The following is a 22220-nucleotide window of genomic DNA, read 5'->3' as shown; positions in this document are numbered from 1 at the left end:
CTTGGTGGACTCCTTGAACGGGGCGGGCGAGGGGCGGGGAAACTCAGCCGTAGACGATCCGGCGCAGCTGGCGGGCCGACAGCCCGGGCGCCGCGACGCGCCGGGCGGGCAGCTCCTCGGCCAGCCGGGCGAAGATCTTCTCGTTGGTCAGGCCGCGTGCCTGCAGCTCGCCGTGGCGGCGGCGGACGTACTCCTCGGTCGTCTCGGAGAAGTACGCCAGCACCTCCGCCACCACCCGCGCCGCCTCGCGGGGCCCGAGCGGGCTGGTCCGGGTGAGGTGGGCGAGCAGGTCGTCGTGAGGGTGCGAGGAGCCGGGTGAGCTGGACACGAATGGGGAGCCTAGGCCGGATCCGGCGAGGAGATCAAAGATCCTGCCCGATTTCGGGCAGGACTTGAGACATTCGGGTCAAGCGAGACCCTAGGACTCGCGCCCGGCGGGCCGGTGGCGTCCCGCCACCCGGACCGGCGCCGGTGCGCCACCCCGTCGACACACCCTTGTAGCGATCCCGGTCCGGCACGTAGCGTGATACTCCGCATACGCATCGGAGATACGCAGCGGAAGACCGGAGGCTTGCTGATGTGCGGGATCACCGGATGGGTCGACTTCGAGCGCGACCTCACCGCCCAACGTCCAGTGCTCGACGCGATGACGCGGACCCAGCTCTGCCGCGGCCCGGACGCCGGCGGGGTCCACCTGGAGCGGCACGCCGCACTCGGCCACCGCCGCCTCGCCGTGATCGACATCGAGGGCGGCGCCCAGCCCATGACCGCCGAGCACGACGGCCGCGTCCTGGCCGCCCTCACCTACAGCGGGGAGGTCTACAACCACCGCGAGCTGCGCGCCGAGCTGGAGGCGGCCGGCCACCGGTTCCGCACCCGCAGCGACACCGAGGTGGTGCTGCACGCCTACCTGGAGTGGGGCGAGGGCCTGGCCGAGCGGCTGAACGGCATGTTCGCCTTCGCCCTCTGGGACTCCCGCAAGCAGGAGCTGCTGCTGGTCCGCGACCGGATGGGTGTCAAGCCGCTGCACTACTACCGCACGCCGAACGGCGTGATCTTCGGCTCCGAGGCCAAGGCCGTCCTGGCCCACCCCGACGTCCGGCCGGTGGTCGACCTGGACGGGCTGCGCGAGATGCTCGCCGTCACCAAGTCCCCCGGCCGCTCCGTCTACCGGGGCGTCGCCGAAGTGCGGCCCGGCCATGTGGTCCGGATCCGCCGCGAGGGTCTCTCGGTGCGGCGGTACTGGGCGCTGGAGGCCCGCGAGCACACCCACACCCTGGAGACCACGGTCTCCACCGTCCGCGCCCTGCTGGAGGACATCGTCCACCGCCAGCTGGAGGCGGACGTCCCGCTCTGCTCGCTGCTCTCCGGCGGGCTCGACTCCAGCGCCGTCACCGCCATCGCCGCCCGGGCGCTGCGCACGGCCGGCGCCGGCCCGGTGCGCTCCTTCGCGGTGGACTTCACCGGCCAGAGCGAACACTTCCGGGCCGACGAGGTCCGCTCCACCCCGGACGGCCCGTACGCCCGGATGCTGGCCCGGCACGTCGGCGCCGACCACAGCGTCATCGAGCTGGACAGCGCCGCGCTCACCGATCCGGCGCAGCGCGCCGCCGTCCTGCGGGCCCGCGACACCCCCGGCGGCTTCGGCGACATGGACATCTCGCTGCTGCTGCTCTTCCGGGGCGTGCGCGAGAGGTCCACGGTGGCGCTGTCCGGCGAGTCCGCCGACGAGCTGTTCGGCGGCTACCGCTGGTACCACGACCCGAAGCTGATCGCCGCCGAGGACTTCCCGTGGGTGGACGCGGTCACCCAGCTCGGCGGCACGGGCGCCGGCCCGCGCGAACAGCTGCTGGACCGGGGCCTGATCGACAAGCTCGACGTGCACGAGTACCGGCGGGCCCGCTACCGCGAGGCGCTGGCCGAAGTCCCGCACCTGCCGGACGCCGACCCGGTCGAGCGGCGGATGCGCGAGATCTCCTACCTCAACCTCACCCGCTTCGTCTGCATCCTGCTGGACCGCAAGGACCGGATGAGCATGGCCAACGGCCTGGAGGTCCGGGTGCCGTTCTGCGACCACCGGCTGGTGCAGTACGTCTTCAACACCCCCTGGGCGATGAAGAGCTTCGACGGGCGGGAGAAGAGCCTGCTGCGCGCCGCCGTCCGCGACCTGCTGCCGGCCGAGATCGCCGACCGGGTGAAGAGCCCCTACCCCGTCGTCCAGGACCCGAGCTACCCGGCGCTGCTGCGGGCCGAGCTCGCCGAGCTGGCCGCCGACGGCGACGCCCCCGTCCTGGGCCTGCTGGACCGCCGGGCGCTCACCGACGCACTCGCCCCGGACACCGACCCGCAGAGCGTGCGACTCGGGGCCGACCTGGCCCTGGACCTCAACACCTGGCTCACGGAGTACCAGGTGACCCTGGAACTGTGAACGGCCGTCATCCCCGGGCGGCGGCGATCGGGCGCCGCCGTCCGGGTGGTGACCCTCGGCCATCCCGCTTCGTTGAGCGGGTGCGACGTGCGATAGCGTCGCCGACACCTCCCGAATGGCGGCCGAAAACGCGGAATCCCGCCCCCGTGCCGTCAGGATGGGGAGCGAACCGTCCATCTCGATCCGCCGGGGGATCTCGTCATGCAGCCGCGAGTATTCGCGATTCTCACCGCGTTCCTGCTGGGAGTCCTGGGCCTCGGATCGGTGGCCGTCACCGACTGGACGCCCAGCACCAGCAGCTCGGCGACCGCCCCGGGGGCGGCCGGCCAGGCGGTCTCGGGCGCGCCCCCGGCCGGCGGCGCGACGGCCGCCGCGAGCGCCACCCCGACCGGTGACCCCGCGGTGTGGACCCGTTCGACCCTGCGCAACAAGATGATCGCCGAGATGCAGGCCAGCGACCCGGGCGTGGCACTGGCGGACCTCGACCGGATCACCAAGCAGCTGCCGTACACCGTCCGGTTCTGCCACCCGATCGCGCACGAGCTCGGGCACGAGGCCGTCAAGCGGTACAACGCCGACTTCCAGAAGGTCATCTCCTTCCCGCACGAGACCTGCGCGGCGGGCTACCTGCACGGCGCGGTCGAGGAGATGCTGAACGCCTCCGCGCAGCCCGAGGTGGACCTGCTGAAGCTCTGCGCGCCCAAGAACAGCGGCCCCTGCATCCACGGCGTCGGCCACGGCACGATGTTCGTCGCCAAGCAGGACGTCGCCAAGGCCCGCGACCTGTGCAACAAGTTCACCACCGACCAGAACCGGATCCGCTGCTCGGAGGGCCTGTTCATGCAGCTCTTCGGCCCGGACGAGGAGGACGAGAAGGCGAAGGCGAACCTGCCCGCCGACAAGCTCGCCCAGGACCCGCTCTACCCGTGCAAGGACCAGCCGGCCCTGTTCCAGTCCGCCTGCTACTTCTACGCGCCCACCTTCTTCCTCTCCTCGCACGACTACCCGAACCACCCCGAGGTGTACGGCGAGGCGCTGAAGTGGTGCCTGAACGGCAAGGCGAGCGGCGGCGCGGTGGACTGCAGCCGGGGCGTCGGCTCGCGAACCATGAAGTACAACCTGGACCGGGAGGACTGGGCCGCCCAGCAGTGCGCGACCGCCGCCGACGGCTGGCAGCGCAAGGCCTGCGCCGAGGGCCTGGTCAGCTACTACACGGTCAACTACACGGACGGCGGCGCGGCCGGCCGGCTCTGCGCCAAGATCACGAACAAGGAGATGCAGGGCTACTGCCGCTCCGCCAGCGGGCTCTCCGCCTCGCTGGACTGACCACCGTCCGTCACCGGTGAGCTCCCCGGACGGACGACCGTCCCGAGGAACGGGCCCGCGCCGCACGGCGCGGGCCCGTCTTCGTAGGATCGGGTTGATATCCGGGTGCGCCGAGGACGCCGCGCCACCAGGCCCCGTACCACCAGGAGCCCGCCGTGACCTCCGAGGACTTCCGCGCCGCCGCGCACGCCGCCGCCGACCTGGTCTCCGACTACCTCGCCGAGCTGCCCGAGCGCCCGGTCTGGCAGCCGATGGACGACGACGCCCGGCAACGCCTGCTGGACGCGCCGCTGCCCGCGACCGGCCGCCCGCTCGCCGAGCTGCTCGGCGCCATCGACGCGGACGTGCTGCCGTACCCCATGGGCAACGGCAACCCGCGCTTCTTCGGCTGGGTGAACTCCGCGCCCGCGCCCGCCGGCGTCCTCGCCACGCTCGCCGCCTCCGCCATGAACCCCAGCTCGGCCGGCGGCGACCACGCCGACGTCCACCTGGAGCGGGCCGTGGTCCGCTGGATCGCCGAACTGGTCGGCTTCCCCCACCCGGCCGGCGGCGGCCTGCTCACCTCGGGCACCTCGATGGCGACCATCGTCTGCCTGGCCGCCGCCCGCGACCGGGCCGCCCGCGCGGCCGGCTGGGACGTCCGCGAGGACGGCCTCGCCGGAATGCCGCCGCTGGTCGGCTACGTCACCGGCGAGACGCACTCCTGCGTACGCAAGGCCGCCGAGCTGCTCGGCCTGGGCAGCCGGCACCTGCGCACCGTCGCCACCGGCCCCGACGGCCGGCTCGACCCGGCCACCCTGCGGACCGCGATCGAGCGCGACCGGGCGGCCGGACTGCTGCCGTTCCTGGTGGTCGCCTCGGCCGGCACGGTCGGCACCGGCGCGGTGGACGCCTTCGGGCCGATCGCCGACGTCTGCGCCGAGCAGCGCCTCTGGCTGCACGTGGACGGCGCGTACGGGGCCTTCGGCGTCCTGGACCCGCGGATCGCCCACCGCTACGCCGGCCTGGAGCGGGCCGACTCGCTCGCCCTCGACCCGCACAAGTGGCTCGGCGTCCCGGTGGACTGCGGCTGCGCGCTGGTGCGCGACACCGAGGAGCTGCGCGCCACCTTCAGCCTGGTGCCGTCCTACCTGCGTGACGAGGCCGCCGGCTCGCTCGGCTGGTTCTCCGAGTACGGCACCGAGCAGACCCGCCCGTTCCGCGCCCTCAAGGTCTGGGCCACCATCGCCCACCGGGGCCGCGACGGCATCGCCCGGGACATCGCCCGGTGCACCGCACTGGCCCGCCGCCTCGGTGAACTCATCGAGGCGGAAGACGAGTTGGAGCTGCTGGCCGAGGTGCAGACCTCGATCGTGGCGTTCCGTCACCGCGCCGCCGGCCTCGACGAGGCGGCGCTGGACGGCCTCAACCGGGAGCTGCCGGTGGCGGTGCAAAGGCGCGGCCGGGTCTTCGTCACCGGCGCCCGGCTCGACGGCCACGAGATGCTGCGCGCCTGCCTGCTCAACGCCGACACCACCGAGGCCGATCTGGACCTCCTCCTCGCCGAGGTGAGGTCGGCCGCCGCCGACCTGCTCGCCGCCGGGGCCGCGTAACCGACACCGGAGCCGGGCGCGCGAAAGCACCGCCCCGAGCCCAAGAGCGCGCGAAATCACCGACATTTACCGACAGGTCACGGGGGATTCGTGATCGCGAAACACCGGAGCGGCAGATTGATGCCATGGAGCACACGGAGCCTCTGACGACGACCGAACGCACCGACCACTCGCCGACCCCCTCCCGTGCCCAGCGGCGCGGCGCCAGATCCCACCGCTGGCGCCGCGACACCGTGGAGCTCGCCGCGATCTTCCTCTCGGTGACCGCCGCCGACCTGGTGGCCAAGATCGTCGTCAACGGCCCGGAGGGCCCGGTGGTGCTCGGCGCCTCCGCCGTGGCCCTGATCGCCACGGCGCTGTTCCACACCTGGTGGTCGCACCGGCACCATCTGCACGGCCCACCGGCCCCGAACGCGCCGGAGCCCCCGGCCGCGCCCGGCGCGGACGGCCTGAAGGGGCCGCTGCACGACTTCGAGCAGACCACGCTCTGGCGGGTCCGCACCACGGTGCAGGACTCCCCGGGCAGTCTGGCCCGGGTCTGCACGGCCTTCGCGCAGCGGCAGGTCAACATCATCTCGATGCAGTCCCACCCGCTGCCGAACGGCACCGTCGACGAGTTCTTCGTCCGTGCGCCGCACAGGCTCACCCGGGCCGATCTGGCCGCGATGGTGGCCGCGGCCGGCGGACACGACATCTGGAGCGACCCGGCGGACGCCCACGACCTGGTCGACGTGCCCACCCATGTCCTGGCGCTGGCGACCCGCACCGCGCTGGACGCCGCCGAACTGCCGATCGCGCTGCGCCGGCTGTTCGGGCAGTGCGCCATCCGGCAGTACCCGGGCGCGGCCCGGCGCGGCGACGCCGGGGTCGACGGGCATGTGATGCGGCTGCCGGTGCCGTCCGGCGACCTCATCGAGCTCAGCCGCCCGCACCTGCCGTTCACCCCGACCGAGTTCGCCCGGGCGCAGGCCCTGGTGGAGCTGGACACCCTGCTCGGCCCCCGGGTGCCGGACGTCAGCGCCCGGCTGAGGCTGCCCGCCGGGGCGGACCTCACCGTCCGGCGCGCGGACGCGGGCGACCACGAGGCGGCCCTGGCGATGCACCACCGCTGCTCCCCGGAGACGCTGCGCAAGCGCTACCACGGCCCGGTCCGGGACGCCGACCGCTATCTGGAGCACCTGCTGGACGCCCGGCACGGCCAGACCCTCGCGGTCGAGGCCGCCGACGGGCGGATCGTCGCCCTCGGGCACCTGATGTGGGACGACGACAGCGCCGAGGTGGCGGTGCTGGTCGAGGACGACTGGCAGCGGCGCGGGCTGGGGCTCGACCTGATGCGGCGGATGGCCGCGCTGTCGCTGGAGGCCGGGGTCGAGACGGTCTACGCCGTCACCCACTCCTCCAACACCGGGCTGATCGCCACCATGCGCAAGCTGGCCGCGCCGCTGGACTACCAGGTCGAGGAGGGCACCCTGGTGATCACCGCGCACCTGACGGAGGCCGCCGAGGAGCTGCCCGTCCCCTGGCCCACCCGGCCGGGCAGGTAGTCGTTTCTTCACCACATCCTCACCACACGCACCGGTCCGGACGGCGATCACGCCGTCCGGACCGCCGCGTCCCCGGGCCCGCCGAGGTGCCCGGCGGGCCCGCCGCAGCGGCGCACCGCGGGAACCGGACGCCCCGCAAGAGGCGTCCCCCGCTGTGCAAGGCCCCTCCGTACACCGCCGGTTCTGACGCCACGTCAGGGCAGCTCGGACGAGGCAGCCGGCGCCGTCGCAGCAGGCGGCGCGGGGTCCGGAGCGTCGAGCCGGGCGACGGAGTCGGTAGGCTGGCCCCGTCCCCGCCGCCCGACGGCCCGTTATCCGGCCCCGGGCGGTGCCGCAGCAAGGAGGAACCACTGAGCATGGCAGGCACCGAATCGGAGCCCACAGGCGCACGCGACGCCTCGCTGCCCGCCCGCGCCAAGATCGCGGTCACGGCCGGCAAGGTGGCCGCCGCCCTCTCCCAGAAGGCGGGCCGAGGCAGCGGCTCGGTGATCGGCGGCAAGATCGCCCTCAAGCTCGACCCCGATCTGCTCGCCACCCTCGCCGACCACCTGGACGTGGTGCTGGTCAGCGCCACCAACGGGAAGACCACGACCACCCGGCTGATCGCCGAGGCGCTGCGCGCCGCCGGCCCGGTGGTCTCCAACGCCCTGGGCGCCAACATGCCGGCCGGCATCACCTCCGCCCTGGCCGGCGGCTCGGACGCCCGCTTCGGCGTCATCGAGGTGGACGAGAAGTACCTGGCCGGGGTCGCCCGCGACACCCACCCGAAGGCGATCGCCCTGCTCAACCTCTCGCGCGACCAGCTCGACCGTGCCGCCGAGACCCGGATGATGGCCGAGAAGTGGCGTGAGGGCCTCCAGGACACCGAGGCCGTGGTCATCGCCAACGCCGACGACCCGCTGGTGACCTGGGCCGCCTCCTCCTGCAAGAAGGTGGTCTGGGTGGCCGCCGGACAGGCCTGGAAGGAGGACGCCTGGTCCTGCCCCGCCTGCGGCGGCGTGATGCAGCGCCCCGGCGACGACTGGTTCTGCCAGGACTGCGGCTTCCGGCGCCCCAACCCGCACTGGGCGCTCCAGGGCACCCACGTGATCGACCCGCAGCGCGGCGCCTGGCCGATCCAGCTCCAGCTGCCCGGCCGCGCCAACCTGGCCAACGCCACCAGCTCCGCCGCCGTAGCCGCCGTCTTCGGCGTGCCCCCGCAGGTCGCGCTGGAGCGGATGCAGTCGGTGACCGCCGTGGCCGGCCGCTACGACGTGGTCCAGTACCAGGGCCGCGACATCCGGCTGCTGCTGGCCAAGAACCCGGCCGGCTGGCTGGAGACCTTCTCGCTGATCGACGGCCCGCCGGCCCCGGTCATCCTCTCCGTCAACGCGCTCGACGCCGACGGCACCGACACCTCGTGGCTGTGGGACGTCGACTACGAGCGTCTCGCCGGGCACCCGGTCTTCGTGATGGGGCAGCGCAAGCTGGACCTCGCCGTCCGCCTGGAGGTCGCCGGGCTGCAGTTCCACGTGGTGGACTCGCTGGAGCAGGCCGTCCGGATGGCCCCGCCCGGCCGGATCGAGGCGATCGCCAACTACACCGCCTTCCAGCAGCTGCGGAAGGTCGTGGCCGGCTGATGCCCGGCCCAGCAGCCCACTTCACGATGGAAGGCCTTCGAGGATGAGTGAGAGCAGCCTGCGCGTGGTCTGGGTCTACCCCGACCTGCTCAGCACCTACGGCGACCGGGGCAACGCCCTGGTCGTGGAGCGCCGGGCCCGCCAGCGCCACCTCAACGTGACCAGGATCGACGTCCGCTCCGACCAGGCGGTGCCCACCAGTGGGGACATCTACCTGATCGGCGGCGGCGAGGACCGCCCGCAGCGGCTGGCCGCCGAGCGCCTGCGCGGCGACAGCGGGCTGGTCCGGGCCGCCGAGAACGGCGCGATCATCTTCGCCGTCTGCGCCGGCTACCAGATCCTCGGCCACGAATTCGTCAACGACCTCGGCGAGCGCGAGCCGGGCCTCGGCCTGCTCGACGTCTGGACCACCCGCGGCGAGGGCGCCCGCTGCGTCGGCGACGTGCTCGCCGACGTCGACCCGCGCCTGGCCCTGCCGCAGCTGACCGGCTTCGAGAACCACCAGGGCGTCACCCACCTCGGCCAGGGCGTCCAGCCGCTGGCCACCGTCACCGCGGGCCGGGGCAACGGCACCGGGGACGGCACCGAGGGCGCCTGGCGGGACACCGTCTTCGGGACGTACCTGCACGGCCCCGTGATGGCCCGCAACCCCGCGGTCGCGGACATGCTGATCAAGCTGGCGCTGGACGTGAACGCCCTGCCGCCGGCCGACACCACCTGGTACGACGCGCTGCGCGCCGAGCGCATCGCGGCCACTTCGCGCCCCGCCTAGTACGCCGGCCCGCTCCGACCGGGTGCCCGCGATGCGGTCACCCGGTCCACAGGCGGGCCGGGACGTACGACAATGGGGCTGCCGGCTGCACACCCTCCTCGGCAGCAGGCCGCACTTCCGCGCGGGGGCGCCGACGGCGCCGCTCCCGCGTCGGCTCCTGCCCGGCCGGACGCAGGAGCCGTATGCTCGACTGCACGGCCGATTTCGGGCGTTCTGTCCGGATCGGCCAGTCCTTCACTCCACGGTCATCTCCTCGCCATCACGGTGTGGGATCAGGCCGCTACGGTGACGGTTCGTCGTCCCAGCCTGTAGTCCGGCCGTTCGGTTCTGCTCGGGAGTTGCAAAGCTAATGCGTATTGGAGTGCTGACCAGCGGCGGTGACTGCCCCGGCCTGAACGCGGTGATCCGCTCCGTGGTCCACCGGGGGGTGGTCGACCACGGTGACGAGATCATCGGGTTCGAGGACGGCTGGCGAGGTTTCCTGGAGGGCGTCCACCGCCCCCTGACCCTGGACTCGGTGAGCGGCATCCTCGCCCAGGGCGGCACCATCCTCGGCTCCTCGCGAGTGCAGCCGAGTCATCTGCGGGACGGCGTCGAGCGCGCCAAGCGGTACTGCGCGGACCTCGGTCTGGACGCCGTCATCCCGATCGGCGGCGAGGGCACCCTCAAGGCCGCCAAGCTGATGAGCGACGCGGGCCTGCCGATCGTCGGCGTGCCGAAGACCATCGACAACGACATCGCCGCCACCGATGTCACCTTCGGCTTCGACACCGCCGTCTCGGTCGCCACCGAGGCGCTGGACCGGCTGAAGACCACCGCCGAGTCGCACCAGCGGGTCATGGTCGTCGAGGTCATGGGCCGGCACACCGGCTGGATCGCCCTCAACGCGGGCATGGCCGCCGGCGCCCACGCGATCGTCGTCCCGGAGCGCCCCTTCCACATCGACAAGCTGACCGCCGTCGTGCGCGAGCGCTTCGACCGGCAGAAGAAGTTCGCGATCGTGGTCTGCGCCGAGGGCGCCAAGCCCGAGCCCGGCACCATGCACTGGGAAGAGGGCAGCAAGGACATCTACGGCCACGAGCGGTTCACCGGCATCGCCACCCAGCTCTCCCGTGAGCTGGAGCACCGGCTGGGCAAGGAGGCCCGCCCGGTGATCCTCGGCCACACGCAGCGCGGCGGGACCCCGACCGCGTACGACCGGGTGCTCGCCACCCGGTTCGGCTGGCACGCCGTGGAGGCCGTCCACAAGGGCGCCTTCGGCCACATCACCGCCCTGCAGGGCACCAACATCAATCTGGTGCCGCTCGGCGAGGCCGTCGCCGAGCTCAAGACCGTGCCGCAGGAGCGCTACCTGGAGGCGGAGACGGTCATCTGACCCTCCCCGCTCCCGCCGACGGCCCCCGAGCACGCGCTCGGGGGCCGTCGGCGTCCCGGCGGCCGGTGACCGGCCGGGACGGGCGGGTGGATCAGAAGCCGGTGTCGTAGGTGTACCGGGCGCTGTGGTCGAGCATGTCCGCCGGGGTGACGTTGTTCCACGGCTTCATGGTCTCGTTGAGGTCGACCACGTTCGCCGTGCCGGCCGTCGGCAGGTAGCCCGAGGACGGGTGGAGCTTCTGCCACTCGGACCAGAGCTTGTCGATGAAACAGTGGTGCAGCCAGAACACCGGGTCGTTCGGCGACATACCGGTGGTCATGTGACCGCCGACCCAGACGTGCACCCGGTTGTGCAGGTTGACCCCGCGCCAGCCCTCCAGGTTGTTGCGGAAGCCGTCCGAGGCGCTGTTCCAGGGCGCGGCGTCGTACGCGGCGATGGCGAGCACGCCGGTGGCCTCGGAGCGGGTCGGCAGCTGGGCGACCGAGGCCCCGAACTGGCGGCGCAGGAAGGTGCGGCTGTCCGGCCGCACGTTCAGCGTCCAGTTGCCGGCGGAGTAGGCGAACGGCCCGGTGGTCACCTGGCCGTCGCTGCTGCGGCCGTTGCCGCCCATGAAGTCCGCGTCCCAGATCGAGGCGGTGGTGGTGCGGTCCGCCGTCCAGTCCCAGTACGGGAGGGTCACGGTCGGGTCGATCGCCTGCAGGGCCTCCTCGAACTGCAGCAGGTAGCGCCGGTGCCAGGGCAGGAAGGACGGCGAACGGTGGCCGACCCGCTCGCCGTTGTCGGTGTCGCTGATGATGAAGTTGTTGTGGGTCGTGACGAAGGAGTCGTAGCCGCCGGCCCGCTTGAGCTCGAGCACGGCGTTCACGAAGGCGCGCTTCTCCTGGGTCGTCAGGGTCGCCTGGTTCTTGCGGACTGCCATGAGTCCCCCCTTGGGTGTGAAGTGGTGTGACGGGTCCGGGTGTTCGGACTCGTTGCTCAGACCGTCGCGACCGGCACGAGCGTGGCGCCCTGCAGCTCGGTGACGGCCGCGCGGGCGAGCGAACGCGGCGTGGCGAAGGTCTGGTAGTGGTTGACGACGCTGATCCAGGTGCCGTCGGCGTTGCGCATCATGTGCAGCTCGTCGCCGTCGATCCGGACCGAGTAGCCGGCGCCGCCGTGGTGGTGGCTGCTGCCGTCGGTGACCGGGCGGCCCTGGATGCGGCGGCCCTGGAAAACCTCGTCGAAGGTGTCGGACGCCCCCGGGTCCGCCGCCGTCGCCGACTTGCTGGTCGGCCCGGCGACGCCGAGCACGACGGTGCCGGCGGCCGCGGTCAGGGCCACGGCGGCCCCCTGCAGCATCCGGCGCCGGGTCAGCTCCGAGGCATGGGTGTCTTCGGACATGGTTGGTACCCCCTTGAGCGCCCCGCCTGGTGTTGGGGCGCCGTTCAGAAAGGCTTGCAGAAACGTTAATGCGAGGTGATTCCATGATCGCCCCCGCAGTTTCGATGCTTTCAGGGCGACTCGACCTAGAGAACAGCCGATCGGCGGGGGTACGTACGGTTGGCCTGGATTCAGCCATCCGGCGATCGCCCACGCCTCGGACGCCCCAGGAAGATCTCCCGTTTCTCCACTGAAAGATCGTCAGAACGAGATCGATCTTCACCCTGTGCAGATCCCGCGCCGAAGATCCTCCGTCCCCGACCCATCCCCGGTGACCGGCCTCACCCGGGCAGGATGGCGCGATGCGACGGCCTCCCTCCGGCCGCCGATGGCCGAAGTCGGGCGTGGCGGACGACGGCCGGCGAAACGGCGGGCCACAGGGGCCGCTCCGGCACGCCGCGCACCGGCGGCCGGGGGTGTCTCGGTAGCGTGGCGGGATGGAGATCCTCGCCTACGGCGTCCAACAAGATGAGCGACCCCTGCTGGAGAAGGCCTTCGCCGAGCGGCACGCGCTGCGCAGCCTGGCGGTCTTCCTCAACCACGACACCGCGCCCCTGGCCGCCGGGTACCGGGCGATCAGCAGCAGCGTCAACGACGTCCTGGACGCCGGGACCCTCGGCCTCCTGGCCACCGGCGGCACCGAGTTGATCGCCCAGCGCTCCACCGGCTTCAACAACATCGACCTGGACGCCGCCGCCGAGCTCGGCCTCACCGTCGCCAGGGTCTCGTACTACAGCCCCTACGCGGTCGCGTAGATCGTTCATCTGTAGTCTACGAGGCCCCGTCCTGAGCGAGTCAGACCTCACAGTTCCGCAACTCTTTGGGTAGCGTGACCGGGGTGGAGATCCTCGCCTACGGCGTCCAAGCAGACGAACAGCCGCTCCTGGAGAAGGCCTTCGCGGGCCGACACCCCCTGCGCACCCTGGCCGTGTTCCTCAACCGCGACACCGCCCCGCTCGCCGCCGGCTACCCGGTCGTCAGCAGCAGCGTCAACGCCGAACTCGACGCCTCGACTCTCGCGGTGCTCGCCGCCGGCGGCACCAAGCTGATCGCCCAGCGCTCCACCGGCTTCAACAACATCGACCTCGACGCCGCCGCCGAACTCGGCCTCACCGTCGCCCGCGTCTCCCATTACAGCCCGTACTCAGTGGCCGAACACGCTTGGGCCCTCGCACTGGCCGTCAACCGCCGCCTCACCCGCGCCGCCAACCGCAGCCGCGAGTTCGACTTCCGCCTCGACGGCCTCCTCGGCCGCGACATCCACGGCATGACCGTCGGCGTCATCGGCACCGGCAAGATCGGCGAATGCTTCGCCCGCATCGCCGCCGGCTTCGGCACCGATCTCCTAGGTTGGGACATCACCCCCAACCCCGCCTGCCTCGACCTCGGCGTGACCTACACCGAACTACCCGAACTCCTCTCCCGGGCAGACCTGATCAGCCTCCACGTCCCCCTACTGCCGTCCACCCACCACCTCATCGACGCGACCGCGCTCGCCCGCATGAAGAACGACGCCATCCTCATCAACTCCAGCCGCGGCGGCCTCGTCGACAGCGCCGCCCTCGTCGAGGCCCTGCGCACCGGACACCTCTCCGGCGTCGGCCTCGACGTCTACGAGGAGGAGACCGGCGTCTTCTTCACCGACCAGTCCATCCAAGGCATCACCGACGACACCCTCGCCCGCCTCATCACCTTCCCCCAAGTCCTCGTCACCAGCCACCAGGCCTACTTCACCCACACCGCCGTCGGCCAGATCATCGACACCACCGCCCGCAACATCGACGACTACGAAGCCGGCCGCACCAACGAGAACACCCTCGTCCCGCGAAGCTGACCCCACAGGCCGCGACGCTTCCGACGATTACAGGCCACACAAGCACAACCGGATCCCTGCCCTTGGGAAGACGACCGCCGACGATTCTCGGCCGAGGCCACCTCATGGCTCAACTCCGCACCGGCCGCCGGCCACGGTCCCTCGCCACTCAATGCTCGCGACGCCGTCATCGCAGCCGAGACAACGAAGATTCCGGGTATCTCGGTCACCTTCCTGCCACCCGGTTGTCATCGAGACCCCCTTGACCCCCAGAATGGCCCCGAGCTGTCCCCGCATGCCAAGAACCCCGGGGCCAGATGAAGCCTGGACCATGGTCCGACTGATCGTGCTGCCAAGCGTCCAAGGACCTATCACGACTCGGCGTCGCGGCGAATGCTAACGTTGCGAGCCCTCCAGGGCTGATCACGACCTCGCCGGCCGCTTCTCTCCCCCAGACCCACCGCATGTTGCAAGCCATCCAGAGCTAGTCCCAACCACTGTCGTCGGGGGCTCGCCCGTGGCCTGTGAGCACGCTGCAAGGGCGCTGCTTGCCAAGCCATCGGCGCGCTACGGGCCCGCCCGCAACACGCAATGGAGCTAGACATCGTGTCTGACTCCCCAGTCGCCACCCGAGACTCAAGCGCTGCGACCTCTCGGGCAAAGGCTCCGACTCGCGCCGACCACCGGCCTCACTGCCGTCGACGCCCATGGGTCGTCGCTGCGAGATGACGAATCAACTCTGCCGCCCCCATGCAGGCAGTGCTACCCAGCGCAATGACCGCGTCCGGCGTAAGGCCGATTACCGCAAGTACCGTGAACATTGCCAGCACGAGCCCGACAATCACGAGAAATGACAAAGAGATGTTCATCTGATTTGCTTCCAGTGTCAAGGATCGTCTCGGATACGAACGCGCTTACTCTGATCCACGCCCGCAGGAAGCCAGTATGGCTTCGCTAGAATTATCCCTTCAACTCGCTCCGATTCTCATGTGCAGAACTGAACCCGCGCCACCCCGGCAAGGCTCACTAAAGCGCAGGTTGACGACCACGCAACCGCTGGCGATGGGATGCTTGGAAGCGACACTGATCGCGTCGACTTGCGCTCAACGAGAGCCTGTTCGACAGTTCTTCGATCGGCCTGGAAGTCATGATCTCTAGACCATTACGAGCCGGCGCCCAGAGGAGCGGTGGCTAGACATTTCAGCCAGCGGTGGCCCCACCATTGGATGAGGCCACCGCGAACCCTCCGGTGGCTGATGAGCCCCAGGGCGCCGATCCCAGCAACGCGCTCATTACAAGCCCTCTAGGACTGATGAATACCAGTACATACCAGCACATTAACGACGCAGCAGGGATTTACATCGAGTCAACAATATAGCAAGCTTTCCATAACTCACACAGACCTTTATGATGCGAGCCGCCCAGTCTGATATTTCTGGCGATTCTTGACAATTTTAGACCATGTGCTCGACGGGAGGACGCCTCAACAAGTCCAGAATTGATGAACCGGTGCCGACCGCTTGCTACTGAACTTGGATGGGTGATGTCGGGGAACGGTGAGCGTGGTGGAGCCCTGAGCTGGTGCGCCAGGATGAGCGCATGAGCGAAGCGGATCTGCTGGCGCTGTTGCGCGAGCTTGATGACCCGGGGTGGCTGAAGTGGCCGCAAGACTACGACCGTGGCGAGACCGCAGCGCGCCTCGGCACTTTGGTGGCCCGGCTTGAAGGCGACTTCGCAACTCGCTGCACGGTTGAGCCGGACACCCAGGACTCCAGCGAGTACGGACGCATCACTGTGCCCGGGGAGGCGACTGTATGCGGGACCCGGATCGTCGTCTGTGTGAGCAAGTTCGGCTCACTTGCTCTGATCTGCGCGGACAATCCGGGCGCCTTCCTCGGAATTGATGAGGCCCAGGCCGAGGGCGAACTGGACGGCGCGGACCTTGCCAAGGTTGACCGGGCATTGGCCGAGCTCGGCTATGTGGTGGTTCCCGAGGAGCTGTTGGAGAGCGACTACGACGGGCCGAGCCGACTGCCCTCGTATGTTCAGCGGCCCAGCTGGTGGAATCGCTTCTTCGGATACTTCTGACGATCACCCCGCGAGGGTCAGGCCGGCACCCGCCAGGCAGCCGTCGATGACCTCCGGCCGGCACTGGAGCATCTTTAGCTTGCGCTTCACTGTGCGGGTGACCTGGCAGAGGTCGGCGGCGGCGAGGTTGCCGATGTCGCGCTTGACCAGCGACCAGATGCCCTCCTGCGGGTTGAGATCCGGAGCGTAGGTCGGCAGCTGGAACACGGTGAGCCAGGCGGTGTTGGCCTCGAAGAACTCCCGCAGCGGCGCGACCAGGTGCATGCGCAGGTTGTCCCAAACGAGCACGATCGGGCCGCCGAGCTGTGTGCGGGCGCGGAGGATCAGGCCACGGTAATCCTTCCAGCCGAAGCCCTTCGGTTCGGCCTTGCGGCCCCGGTACTCGCGGATCGCGTAGATCAGACGGGACCGCTCGCCGGGTTTGTAGCAGGTCATTCCTGCCATGGAGACGCGGCCCGAGCCTCGGCCGCGCACTCGGACGATGGGGGTGTTGCCCTGGCGGCCCCAGGTTCTGGCGCGCGGCGGTGTCATCGACTGGCCGGCCTCGTCCTCGAAGACCACCCAGGCGTTGTTCACCGCCGCGGTGCTCTTACCCGCGGCCAGACCTCCCGCTTCCACAGTTCCACCGCGTCGTCGTCGCGTTCGATCGCGCGCCGGGCGGGCTGCTGCCAGGACCAGCCGTGCCGCCGCAGCAGTCGCCACGTGCCCTCCACGGTGTACGAGACGTGGAACAGGCGGCCGATCATCGTCTTGACCCGGGCCAGCGTCCACCGCTGGTCGGCCCACCCGTGGGCCAGCGGGCCGCGCTCCAACTCCCGCTCCAGCCGCACCATCTGATCGTCCGACAGTCGAGGTCGGCCAGGCGATCCCTTCGACGCCACACCGGCAAGGCCCTCCTCGCGCCACTGGCGCCTCCAGCGTTCCACCGACCGCTCCGAGACCCGCAACGCGGCAGCGACCTCCCGATTCTTCTCCCCGCCCTCGAAGCCAGCGACGGCCTGGAGGCGGACGCGCTCCCGCACGGCCCTCTCAGCGTCGGTCAAGCCACCGCCCTGCGGATATCTCACCCCGCCAGGACTACCGAAGCCACCCGCACACTGTCCGGCGAACAGCCCGACATCACCCGATCAAGTTCAGTAGGTCCACCACGCCAGGCATGTCATGGACGTTCTCTAGGTTAGGCATCACCTGGCCCGCAGGCCCTCATGGGCTGATCACGATCCCCTACGCCGCCTGACAGCGCCATCTCGCTTACACGTTGCAAGCTCTCCAGAGCTGACCACGATCACAGGACCCCGACTGGCGTTGACAGTCTGACTTGACCATCGACGCCACCGGCAGCCTCTACGCGTGGGCGATACTGACTTCGGCTCGTCAGGGTGAATCTGTGCGAAGTGCCTGATGAGCCTGAAGCGGTGGCTGTACCGATGGTGTGTGAGATATGCGGATGGGGGCGGGCTGACCGCCGTGGGACGGCTGCGCCGGGAGTCGGTGCGGGTGCGGGCGGCCGAGTTGTTCGAGCGGGGGGTCAAGCCGGCGGAGGTGGCCCGGCGTCTGCGGGTGAGTGCGAAGTCGGCTTACCAGTGGCACCGGTTGTGGCGCGAGGGCGGGGTCGAGGCGCTGGCGTCCCGCGGCCCGGGCGGGTCGCGATGCCGCCTGTCGTCGGGTTGCCTGGAGAAGCTCGCAGAGTATCTGGATCAGGGTCCAGCCGCGCACGGCTGGGTGGAGGACCAGGTGTGGACGGCCTCGCGGGTGGCCACGTTGATCGGTCGGAAATTCCACGTCTCGTACAGCGTCTCGGGCGCCACGCGGCTGATGCACCGGCTCGGCTTCAGCCCGCAGGTCCCGGCACGGCGGGTGGCCGAGCGCGACGACCAGGCCGTCGCCGTGTGGAGGGAGGTGACCTGGGCGGAGGTAAAAGAGTCCGGGCGGCCTGCGGGGGCTACATCTGCTTCGAGGACGAGGCAGGCTTCACCCGTCGGCCGCCCCGAGGACGCACCTGGGGCCGACGGGGCCGCACGCCGGTCGTGACCGTCAGCGGGCGCCGCTCGGGGCGCCTGTCCGTGGCCGGGCTGATCGCCATGCGGCCCGGTTCGCGCACACGGCTGTGCCACCGGTTGCTCGCCCATCCCGGAGGCAAGGGTCAGCGCCGCAGCATGGGCGAGCGTGACTTCATCGCCCTGGTCGACGGCGTCCACCAGCTCGTCAAGGCCCCGATCGTGCTGGTCTGGGACCGCCTGAACACCCATGTCTCCCATGCCATGCGCAAGTTGGTCGCCGAGCGCGCCTGGCTGACGGTGTTCCTGCTGCCCGCCTACTCGCCCGACCTCAACCCCGTCGAGTGGGTGTGGGCACACGTCAAGCGCAGCCTGGCCAACCTCGCCGTCATGGCCCTCGACCGACTCGAAGCTCTTGTCCGCAACCGGCTCAAACGCCTGGAGTACCGACCCGACACCCTCGACGGCTTCATAGCCGGCACCGGCCTGACCCTCGACACCCGAACCTCACCCTGACAAGCCGAAGTCAGTAACGGCCGCTCAGCTCGCAGCCGGTGCAGTCACCGCTACCTCGCTCGCCGTTGACGCTCTGGACGGCAAGACCATCAAGGGCGTCACCATAGCCGGTGGCACGGTCACCGGCGGCACCATCCAGACCGGCGAGTCAGGGCGACGGGTCGTACTGACACCCGTCGACCCTCTGGGTAGCACCGCAGCTCCCTCAGCCCTCCTGTATTCAGGCTCGCCGGCCGAGCGTTGGCCGGCAAAGCTGACCGCAGTCGTCCAGTCCACCCCCGATGGCAGCGCCCCCAGCACTACCCTGACCAGCCCGCAGGTGACTCCCGACGGAAGCCACAGCTGCCGCCTAACCCTGGCCGCTGGTGGGCCCGACGCTGGCTATGCGCCCCGCGGCCAGGCCACCTTGGAAGCCGTCGGAGGATGGCAGTCCGGCGGCGCCTCGATCACCACCATCGCGAGCACCGGCAACAGCATCACCACCGAGGGACCGTGCTGGCCACCGCCAAGCGGCAGGACAACGCGAAGTCCGCGATCCAGCTCCTCAGCCCGTCGCAGCACATCGTGCAACTTGTCGACCAGGTCGCCGCCATGTACCTCGACCGGAGTGGTCTCGTGATCAAAGCCCTGCTCGGCGGAGTCCTCCTACAGACGAGCTCCGGACTGCGAGTTCAGGGCGGCAATGTTGACATCGGAGGCGGCCTTGTCAGGAACAGCTCGACATGGTCGGCGATCTCGTTTCGGCAGGGATGCGCCCAGCTGGAGAGCTGGCAGGCCGTCACGATCAAGAAGCGGCCTGACGGGATGGTCGCCCTGCGCGGCATTGTCTCCGTTCCAGCTGGGGTTACCTCCGGCGTGATCGGGGTCGTCGATGACCCCAGCCTTCGGCCGAAGGCCGGCGAGGTCTTCCCCGTCGCGACTCCCATCAACGTCAACGCCAACCTGTTCGTCCAGTCCAACGGCAACCTGGAGATCTGGAACGCCACCGGCCAGCTGGGAGGCTGGGTGTCCTTCAGCTCCGTCGAATGGAGCTGTGTGGACTGACCGTTGATGCTGCGCTGATTCGAGTTCTTCTGAACGCAGATCGTCAGAGGAGCCTATGCTGACGCTGGGCTTCCTGAGTCAGAAGACAGTAGCCCGGCTTTACTGCGCTATCTCGGACACGGGTCTTGGGCAACGCGTAGGCGGTGTAGAAGCACTACTACTAGGGGTGATGCAGATGCAGGGATCCCGCACCAATGCCACGGGGTTCGTGTCCGTCGAACGTTCGCAGTTCGGTCTCTGGGAGGATGATCCGTTTGGCGAGGCGGACGTTCAGTGGTTGGACCTTCCGCTTCCCGAGGCGGTTCCCGGTGTGGCTCTCGGCGCGGGAGCCATTAAGGTACGGAGCTCGGTGCGTGAGCATTACGCGAAGGTGACTGTCGAGCGGGCGAGCGAGGCAGTTTGCCCGGAGGGCTTCGCCTCACTGGCTCAGGTTCCTTATCGCTCAAGAAGCGGCCGCGTTGAAGTGTGGACACTCTTCTCTGGCCCGACTGGCGTGACGCTCGAGATCGGAGGAGAGGGCGAGGAATACATCCTTCATGTGTTCTGGGCCAGTGATCCATCGAAGTTCGAGAACCAAGCTGCTCCAGGTGTTACTCGTGGCGCGGAAGAATTCCACTTCGTGTTTGTGGCGGCAGTGGCCTGAAACTCCGCTGCCGCCACGATTGAGATGGCCGACGGCTACGGAAGGATCTTGACGCCAAACTTGTCGTTATGAAGTATCCGGTCCGAGCCGTACCAGTTGCTCAAATCACTGCCGGCGGTTCCGTTCTCAGTCCCGTCGACGTAACGGACGGAGAAGTTCTGATCGCCGCGTGCAGCACCCTCCCAGGTTGAGGCGAACGGGAACTCGTCGCACTCCTCGCCCGGATTATGGGGAATGGATGCGCAGGCGCGACTGACGACGGCCCGGTTGTCGTCATAGGCTTGCTGTGCAATTGGGTTTGCGCCCGGATAGAGCCGACTGATTAGGCTTGGCGGTATTGCAGTGACGTTCCCCGGAATCGTCTTCGTGCCATTATCGGTCCGAGCGGGAAGTGTAGAATTCGGGTTGGTAAAGGCCGTGTAGATGTGCTCGGCGACACCCTTCACCCTAGCGTCGGACCTGCTGTACGTAAGGTACGGAGTGACACCGCTGAATATCGCCCCGGCCTTTTTGGGAAGGTAAGTTGCCGAGTCGAACCTGATGTCCTTCACCGGTCGTGCAATCCAGCTCGACCACGTGCCGTTGGCAAAACCCAAAGTCTGGTGATGTAGCTGCCAGGTGCAGTTGACCTTCTTGTCATCGACTTCGCCGAGGGCCTCGTTGGAGACGATGCTCCAGCCGATAAATCCATTTTCCTTCCACTCGGCTACCGAGTGTTCAATGGGGTTAGTTGCCCCTTCGGCCTTGCAGGCCGCCTGTCCTTGCGTCGCATTAGTTCCCATGAATACCTTCAGCCTTGATGTGTCGCTCCATATGCCCGTCATGGAGAAGTCATCAAGCTCGGCGCTTATCAGCGCCTCCCTGCTGCCGTTGGATCCGTGGCCGACGTGCGTTTCCCGATATTTGAGCGTCCCGAGGTTTCGGCCAGATGGCTCTTCCCGCAGGCTGAATACCAAATACCCGTATCGGCAGTAGTCGAAGTGGTTGATCACAATGCCCTGGAGATCCACGCCGCCGGCTGGATTCTTTCGGCATGCCTCGAAGTCCACGACGCCGCGGACAGTAGTTTCGGTCTGCTTGGCCGAGCTGCTGTAGGTGGGAAGTTCTGTTTCAGCCTTCTGCTTCTCGGTCGAGCTGGGTGACGTGTGGGGGAGGGCCGTCGAGGCCGGATCGTCGGATGATCCCACGGCGGCCCGTCCCGCCATCAGTCGAGCAACCTCCTTGGCGTCTGTGTCGAGCGGGATATCCGGCAGCTCGCCGTTACTGGTGAAGCTCGTCAGTACGATCCTTTGTGGCGGATTTGCGGAAGCTGGTCCGACATTAATGATGGCAGCCGCTGTCGCCAGAAGGAGTACTAGGACTTTCCTGAGGCTCACAAACTATCCTTCCCCGGAATGAATTCTTGGGAGCTGGAGTTCTGCTCCTTTTGGCCCTAATCTATTTGACTGCTGTGCGTATAGCAACGGATTAGTGAGAGGGTGTCCCGTTCGCACAGGCTGGGCGGGGCCAGGAATCTGAAATTCCGCACAAGTGATGAGGTGGGGCGTGCGAGGGCTTCCAGCGGGCTGATGGCCGGCAGTGTGAAGCTGTCTCAAAACTTCCGGTGGCCCCGTCGGCTCGGCAGGACGGAGCGTCAGCGTACGATGGTCCTCGGCGCGGGGAACGTCCTTTCGGAGTTTCAGTGAGCGTCCCGCCGACCGCAGAGCCCACGCTGTGGGAGCTCCAGCGGGCCATCCTCCAGATTCGCGAGGACCAGCGCGACGGCATCGCCGGGCTCCGCGACAACCTGCGCGCTGACCTCCAGGTTCTGGCCGGCCGGATCGAGCAGGCCGTGACCAAGGACGTCTACCTCTCGGACCAGCGGCTCGTCGACCAGCGGCTCTTGGTGGTCGAACGTGATCTGGCGGCTGAGGTCCGGGCGCGGCGCGAGGCGGAGGAAACGGCTGCGACTCTCCGGCGATGGCTGATCGGTGCGTTTGTCGCCCCGGTGATCGTCGCCGCCGTCCAGCTGTGGCTGTTCTCGAAGGGCGGGCACACGTAGGCC

General features: G+C 69.2%; 21 protein-coding genes and 1 pseudogene. 15 read left to right on the top strand and 7 right to left on the bottom strand.

Translation table 11 applies throughout. The features are described from left to right. Positions 1–43: 43 nt before the first annotated feature. The gene (locus ACFXHB_RS17165) at positions 44–328 is read right to left on the bottom strand and encodes a hypothetical protein (RefSeq protein WP_380575081.1); all 285 of its coding nucleotides are present in this window, start codon (positions 326–328) and stop codon (positions 44–46) included. Between the two features lie 249 nt (positions 329–577). Between ACFXHB_RS17165 and asnB the strand changes: the two genes are divergently transcribed. From asnB to ACFXHB_RS17130, 7 genes are all read left to right on the top strand, one after another. Further along, positions 578–2428 carry an asparagine synthase (glutamine-hydrolyzing) gene (gene asnB / locus ACFXHB_RS17160; protein WP_380575079.1) on the top strand — a complete coding sequence of 617 codons (1851 nt, stop codon included), beginning with the start codon at positions 578–580 and terminating at the stop codon, positions 2426–2428. A gap of 201 nt (positions 2429–2629) precedes the next feature. Beyond that, positions 2630–3754: a hypothetical protein gene (locus ACFXHB_RS17155; RefSeq protein ID WP_380575078.1), complete on the top strand. Its 1125-nt coding sequence runs from the start codon at positions 2630–2632 to the stop codon at positions 3752–3754. A 155-nt stretch (positions 3755–3909) separates the two neighbouring features. Continuing rightward, a complete protein-coding gene (locus tag ACFXHB_RS17150; RefSeq protein WP_380575077.1) occupies positions 3910–5346 on the top strand; it encodes a pyridoxal phosphate-dependent decarboxylase family protein in 1437 nt (478 codons plus the stop codon). Between the two features lie 125 nt (positions 5347–5471). After that, complete coding sequence (locus ACFXHB_RS17145; protein WP_380575076.1) at positions 5472–6890, top strand: GNAT family N-acetyltransferase; 1419 nt, start codon at positions 5472–5474, stop codon at positions 6888–6890. Between the two features lie 356 nt (positions 6891–7246). After that, positions 7247–8509, top strand: a complete 1263-nt coding sequence (locus ACFXHB_RS17140) for a MurT ligase domain-containing protein (RefSeq protein WP_380575075.1) — start codon at positions 7247–7249, stop codon at positions 8507–8509. 43 nt (positions 8510–8552) lie between these two features. After that, positions 8553–9281, top strand: coding sequence for a type 1 glutamine amidotransferase (locus ACFXHB_RS17135; RefSeq protein ID WP_380575073.1), 729 nt, complete (start codon positions 8553–8555; stop codon positions 9279–9281). A gap of 349 nt (positions 9282–9630) precedes the next feature. Then, the gene (locus ACFXHB_RS17130) at positions 9631–10656 is read left to right on the top strand and encodes a 6-phosphofructokinase (RefSeq protein WP_380575072.1); all 1026 of its coding nucleotides are present in this window, start codon (positions 9631–9633) and stop codon (positions 10654–10656) included. Positions 10657–10747: 91 nt separating this feature from the next. Here the strand turns inward: ACFXHB_RS17130 and ACFXHB_RS17125 are convergent, their stop codons facing one another. Together ACFXHB_RS17125 and ACFXHB_RS17120 are read right to left on the bottom strand one after the other, a co-directional pair. After that, positions 10748–11575 (bottom strand): tyrosinase family protein, encoded by an 828-nt coding sequence (locus ACFXHB_RS17125; RefSeq protein ID WP_380575070.1) that lies wholly within the window; start codon positions 11573–11575, stop codon positions 10748–10750. A gap of 56 nt (positions 11576–11631) precedes the next feature. Beyond that, positions 11632–12036 (bottom strand): tyrosinase cofactor, encoded by a 405-nt coding sequence (locus ACFXHB_RS17120; RefSeq protein WP_380575069.1) that lies wholly within the window; start codon positions 12034–12036, stop codon positions 11632–11634. Positions 12037–12512: 476 nt separating this feature from the next. On the opposite strand from ACFXHB_RS17120, the pseudogene ACFXHB_RS17115 reads away from it, so the two are divergent. Both ACFXHB_RS17115 and ACFXHB_RS17110 read left to right on the top strand, forming a co-directional pair. Further along, positions 12513–12827 (top strand): annotated as a pseudogene (locus ACFXHB_RS17115) (2-hydroxyacid dehydrogenase); the annotation flags it as partial. A gap of 86 nt (positions 12828–12913) precedes the next feature. Next, positions 12914–13909, top strand: coding sequence for a 2-hydroxyacid dehydrogenase (locus ACFXHB_RS17110; RefSeq protein ID WP_380575068.1), 996 nt, complete (start codon positions 12914–12916; stop codon positions 13907–13909). Between the two features lie 668 nt (positions 13910–14577). On the opposite strand, the gene ACFXHB_RS17105 is transcribed toward ACFXHB_RS17110, so the two are convergent. Next, positions 14578–14757 (bottom strand): hypothetical protein, encoded by a 180-nt coding sequence (locus ACFXHB_RS17105; protein ID WP_380575066.1) that lies wholly within the window; start codon positions 14755–14757, stop codon positions 14578–14580. A 730-nt stretch (positions 14758–15487) separates the two neighbouring features. Here ACFXHB_RS17105 and ACFXHB_RS17100 point away from each other — a divergent pair. Next, positions 15488–15976 (top strand): hypothetical protein, encoded by a 489-nt coding sequence (locus ACFXHB_RS17100; protein ID WP_380575065.1) that lies wholly within the window; start codon positions 15488–15490, stop codon positions 15974–15976. A 3-nt stretch (positions 15977–15979) separates the two neighbouring features. Here ACFXHB_RS17100 and ACFXHB_RS17095 read toward each other — a convergent pair whose 3' ends face one another. Both ACFXHB_RS17095 and ACFXHB_RS17090 read right to left on the bottom strand, forming a co-directional pair. Further along, entirely contained in the window at positions 15980–16552 is a 573-nt protein-coding gene (locus ACFXHB_RS17095; RefSeq protein WP_380575063.1) for a transposase, read from the bottom strand. Continuing rightward, a complete protein-coding gene (locus tag ACFXHB_RS17090) occupies positions 16549–17043 on the bottom strand; it encodes a winged helix-turn-helix domain-containing protein (RefSeq protein ID WP_380575061.1) in 495 nt (164 codons plus the stop codon). Before ACFXHB_RS17090 ends, ACFXHB_RS17095 begins: the two co-directional genes overlap by 4 nt. Positions 17044–17377: 334 nt before the next feature. Between ACFXHB_RS17090 and ACFXHB_RS17085 the strand changes: the two genes are divergently transcribed. The 4 genes from ACFXHB_RS17085 to ACFXHB_RS17070 all read left to right on the top strand — a co-directional run bounded on the left by ACFXHB_RS17085 (position 17378) and on the right by ACFXHB_RS17070 (position 20176). Next, positions 17378–18007 (top strand): winged helix-turn-helix domain-containing protein, encoded by a 630-nt coding sequence (locus tag ACFXHB_RS17085; RefSeq protein WP_380575060.1) that lies wholly within the window; start codon positions 17378–17380, stop codon positions 18005–18007. Further along, positions 17923–18489 (top strand): transposase, encoded by a 567-nt coding sequence (locus tag ACFXHB_RS17080; RefSeq protein ID WP_380575141.1) that lies wholly within the window; start codon positions 17923–17925, stop codon positions 18487–18489. The genes ACFXHB_RS17085 and ACFXHB_RS17080 overlap by 85 nt, the downstream gene beginning before the upstream one ends. Before the next feature lie 492 nt (positions 18490–18981). Further along, complete coding sequence (locus ACFXHB_RS17075; RefSeq protein WP_380575058.1) at positions 18982–19533, top strand: hypothetical protein; 552 nt, start codon at positions 18982–18984, stop codon at positions 19531–19533. Between the two features lie 55 nt (positions 19534–19588). Continuing rightward, the gene (locus tag ACFXHB_RS17070; RefSeq protein ID WP_380575057.1) at positions 19589–20176 is read left to right on the top strand and encodes a hypothetical protein; all 588 of its coding nucleotides are present in this window, start codon (positions 19589–19591) and stop codon (positions 20174–20176) included. A 35-nt stretch (positions 20177–20211) separates the two neighbouring features. Here the strand turns inward: ACFXHB_RS17070 and ACFXHB_RS17065 are convergent, their stop codons facing one another. Continuing rightward, complete coding sequence (locus ACFXHB_RS17065) at positions 20212–21552, bottom strand: NucA/NucB deoxyribonuclease domain-containing protein (RefSeq protein WP_380575056.1); 1341 nt, start codon at positions 21550–21552, stop codon at positions 20212–20214. A gap of 305 nt (positions 21553–21857) precedes the next feature. On the opposite strand from ACFXHB_RS17065, the gene ACFXHB_RS17060 reads away from it, so the two are divergent. Then, positions 21858–22217 (top strand): hypothetical protein, encoded by a 360-nt coding sequence (locus ACFXHB_RS17060; RefSeq protein WP_380575055.1) that lies wholly within the window; start codon positions 21858–21860, stop codon positions 22215–22217. Positions 22218–22220 lie beyond the last annotated feature (3 nt).

The sequence above is a fragment of the Kitasatospora sp. NPDC059327 genome (assembly GCF_042752535.1).
Classification (GTDB): Bacteria; Actinomycetota; Actinomycetes; order Streptomycetales; family Streptomycetaceae; genus Kitasatospora.
The sequence above is the reverse complement of the archived record's forward strand: the minus strand, read 5'-3'. Positions and strand labels throughout refer to the sequence as shown.

Coding starts and splice junctions, on each gene's coding strand:
- asnB (WP_380575079.1), top strand. CDS start 578: ATGTGCGGGATCACCGGATGGGTCGACTTCGAGCGCGACCTCACCGCC.
- ACFXHB_RS17155 (WP_380575078.1), top strand. CDS start 2,630: ATGCAGCCGCGAGTATTCGCGATTCTCACCGCGTTCCTGCTGGGAGTC.
- ACFXHB_RS17145 (WP_380575076.1), top strand. CDS start 5,472: ATGGAGCACACGGAGCCTCTGACGACGACCGAACGCACCGACCACTCG.
- ACFXHB_RS17140 (WP_380575075.1), top strand. CDS start 7,247: ATGGCAGGCACCGAATCGGAGCCCACAGGCGCACGCGACGCCTCGCTG.
- ACFXHB_RS17135 (WP_380575073.1), top strand. CDS start 8,553: ATGAGTGAGAGCAGCCTGCGCGTGGTCTGGGTCTACCCCGACCTGCTC.
- ACFXHB_RS17130 (WP_380575072.1), top strand. CDS start 9,631: ATGCGTATTGGAGTGCTGACCAGCGGCGGTGACTGCCCCGGCCTGAAC.
- ACFXHB_RS17125 (WP_380575070.1), bottom strand. CDS start 11,575: ATGGCAGTCCGCAAGAACCAGGCGACCCTGACGACCCAGGAGAAGCGC.
- ACFXHB_RS17120 (WP_380575069.1), bottom strand. CDS start 12,036: ATGTCCGAAGACACCCATGCCTCGGAGCTGACCCGGCGCCGGATGCTG.
- ACFXHB_RS17105 (WP_380575066.1), bottom strand. CDS start 14,757: ATGAACATCTCTTTGTCATTTCTCGTGATTGTCGGGCTCGTGCTGGCA.
- ACFXHB_RS17100 (WP_380575065.1), top strand. CDS start 15,488: ATGAGCGAAGCGGATCTGCTGGCGCTGTTGCGCGAGCTTGATGACCCG.
- ACFXHB_RS17085 (WP_380575060.1), top strand. CDS start 17,378: ATGAGCCTGAAGCGGTGGCTGTACCGATGGTGTGTGAGATATGCGGAT.
- ACFXHB_RS17070 (WP_380575057.1), top strand. CDS start 19,589: ATGCTGACGCTGGGCTTCCTGAGTCAGAAGACAGTAGCCCGGCTTTAC.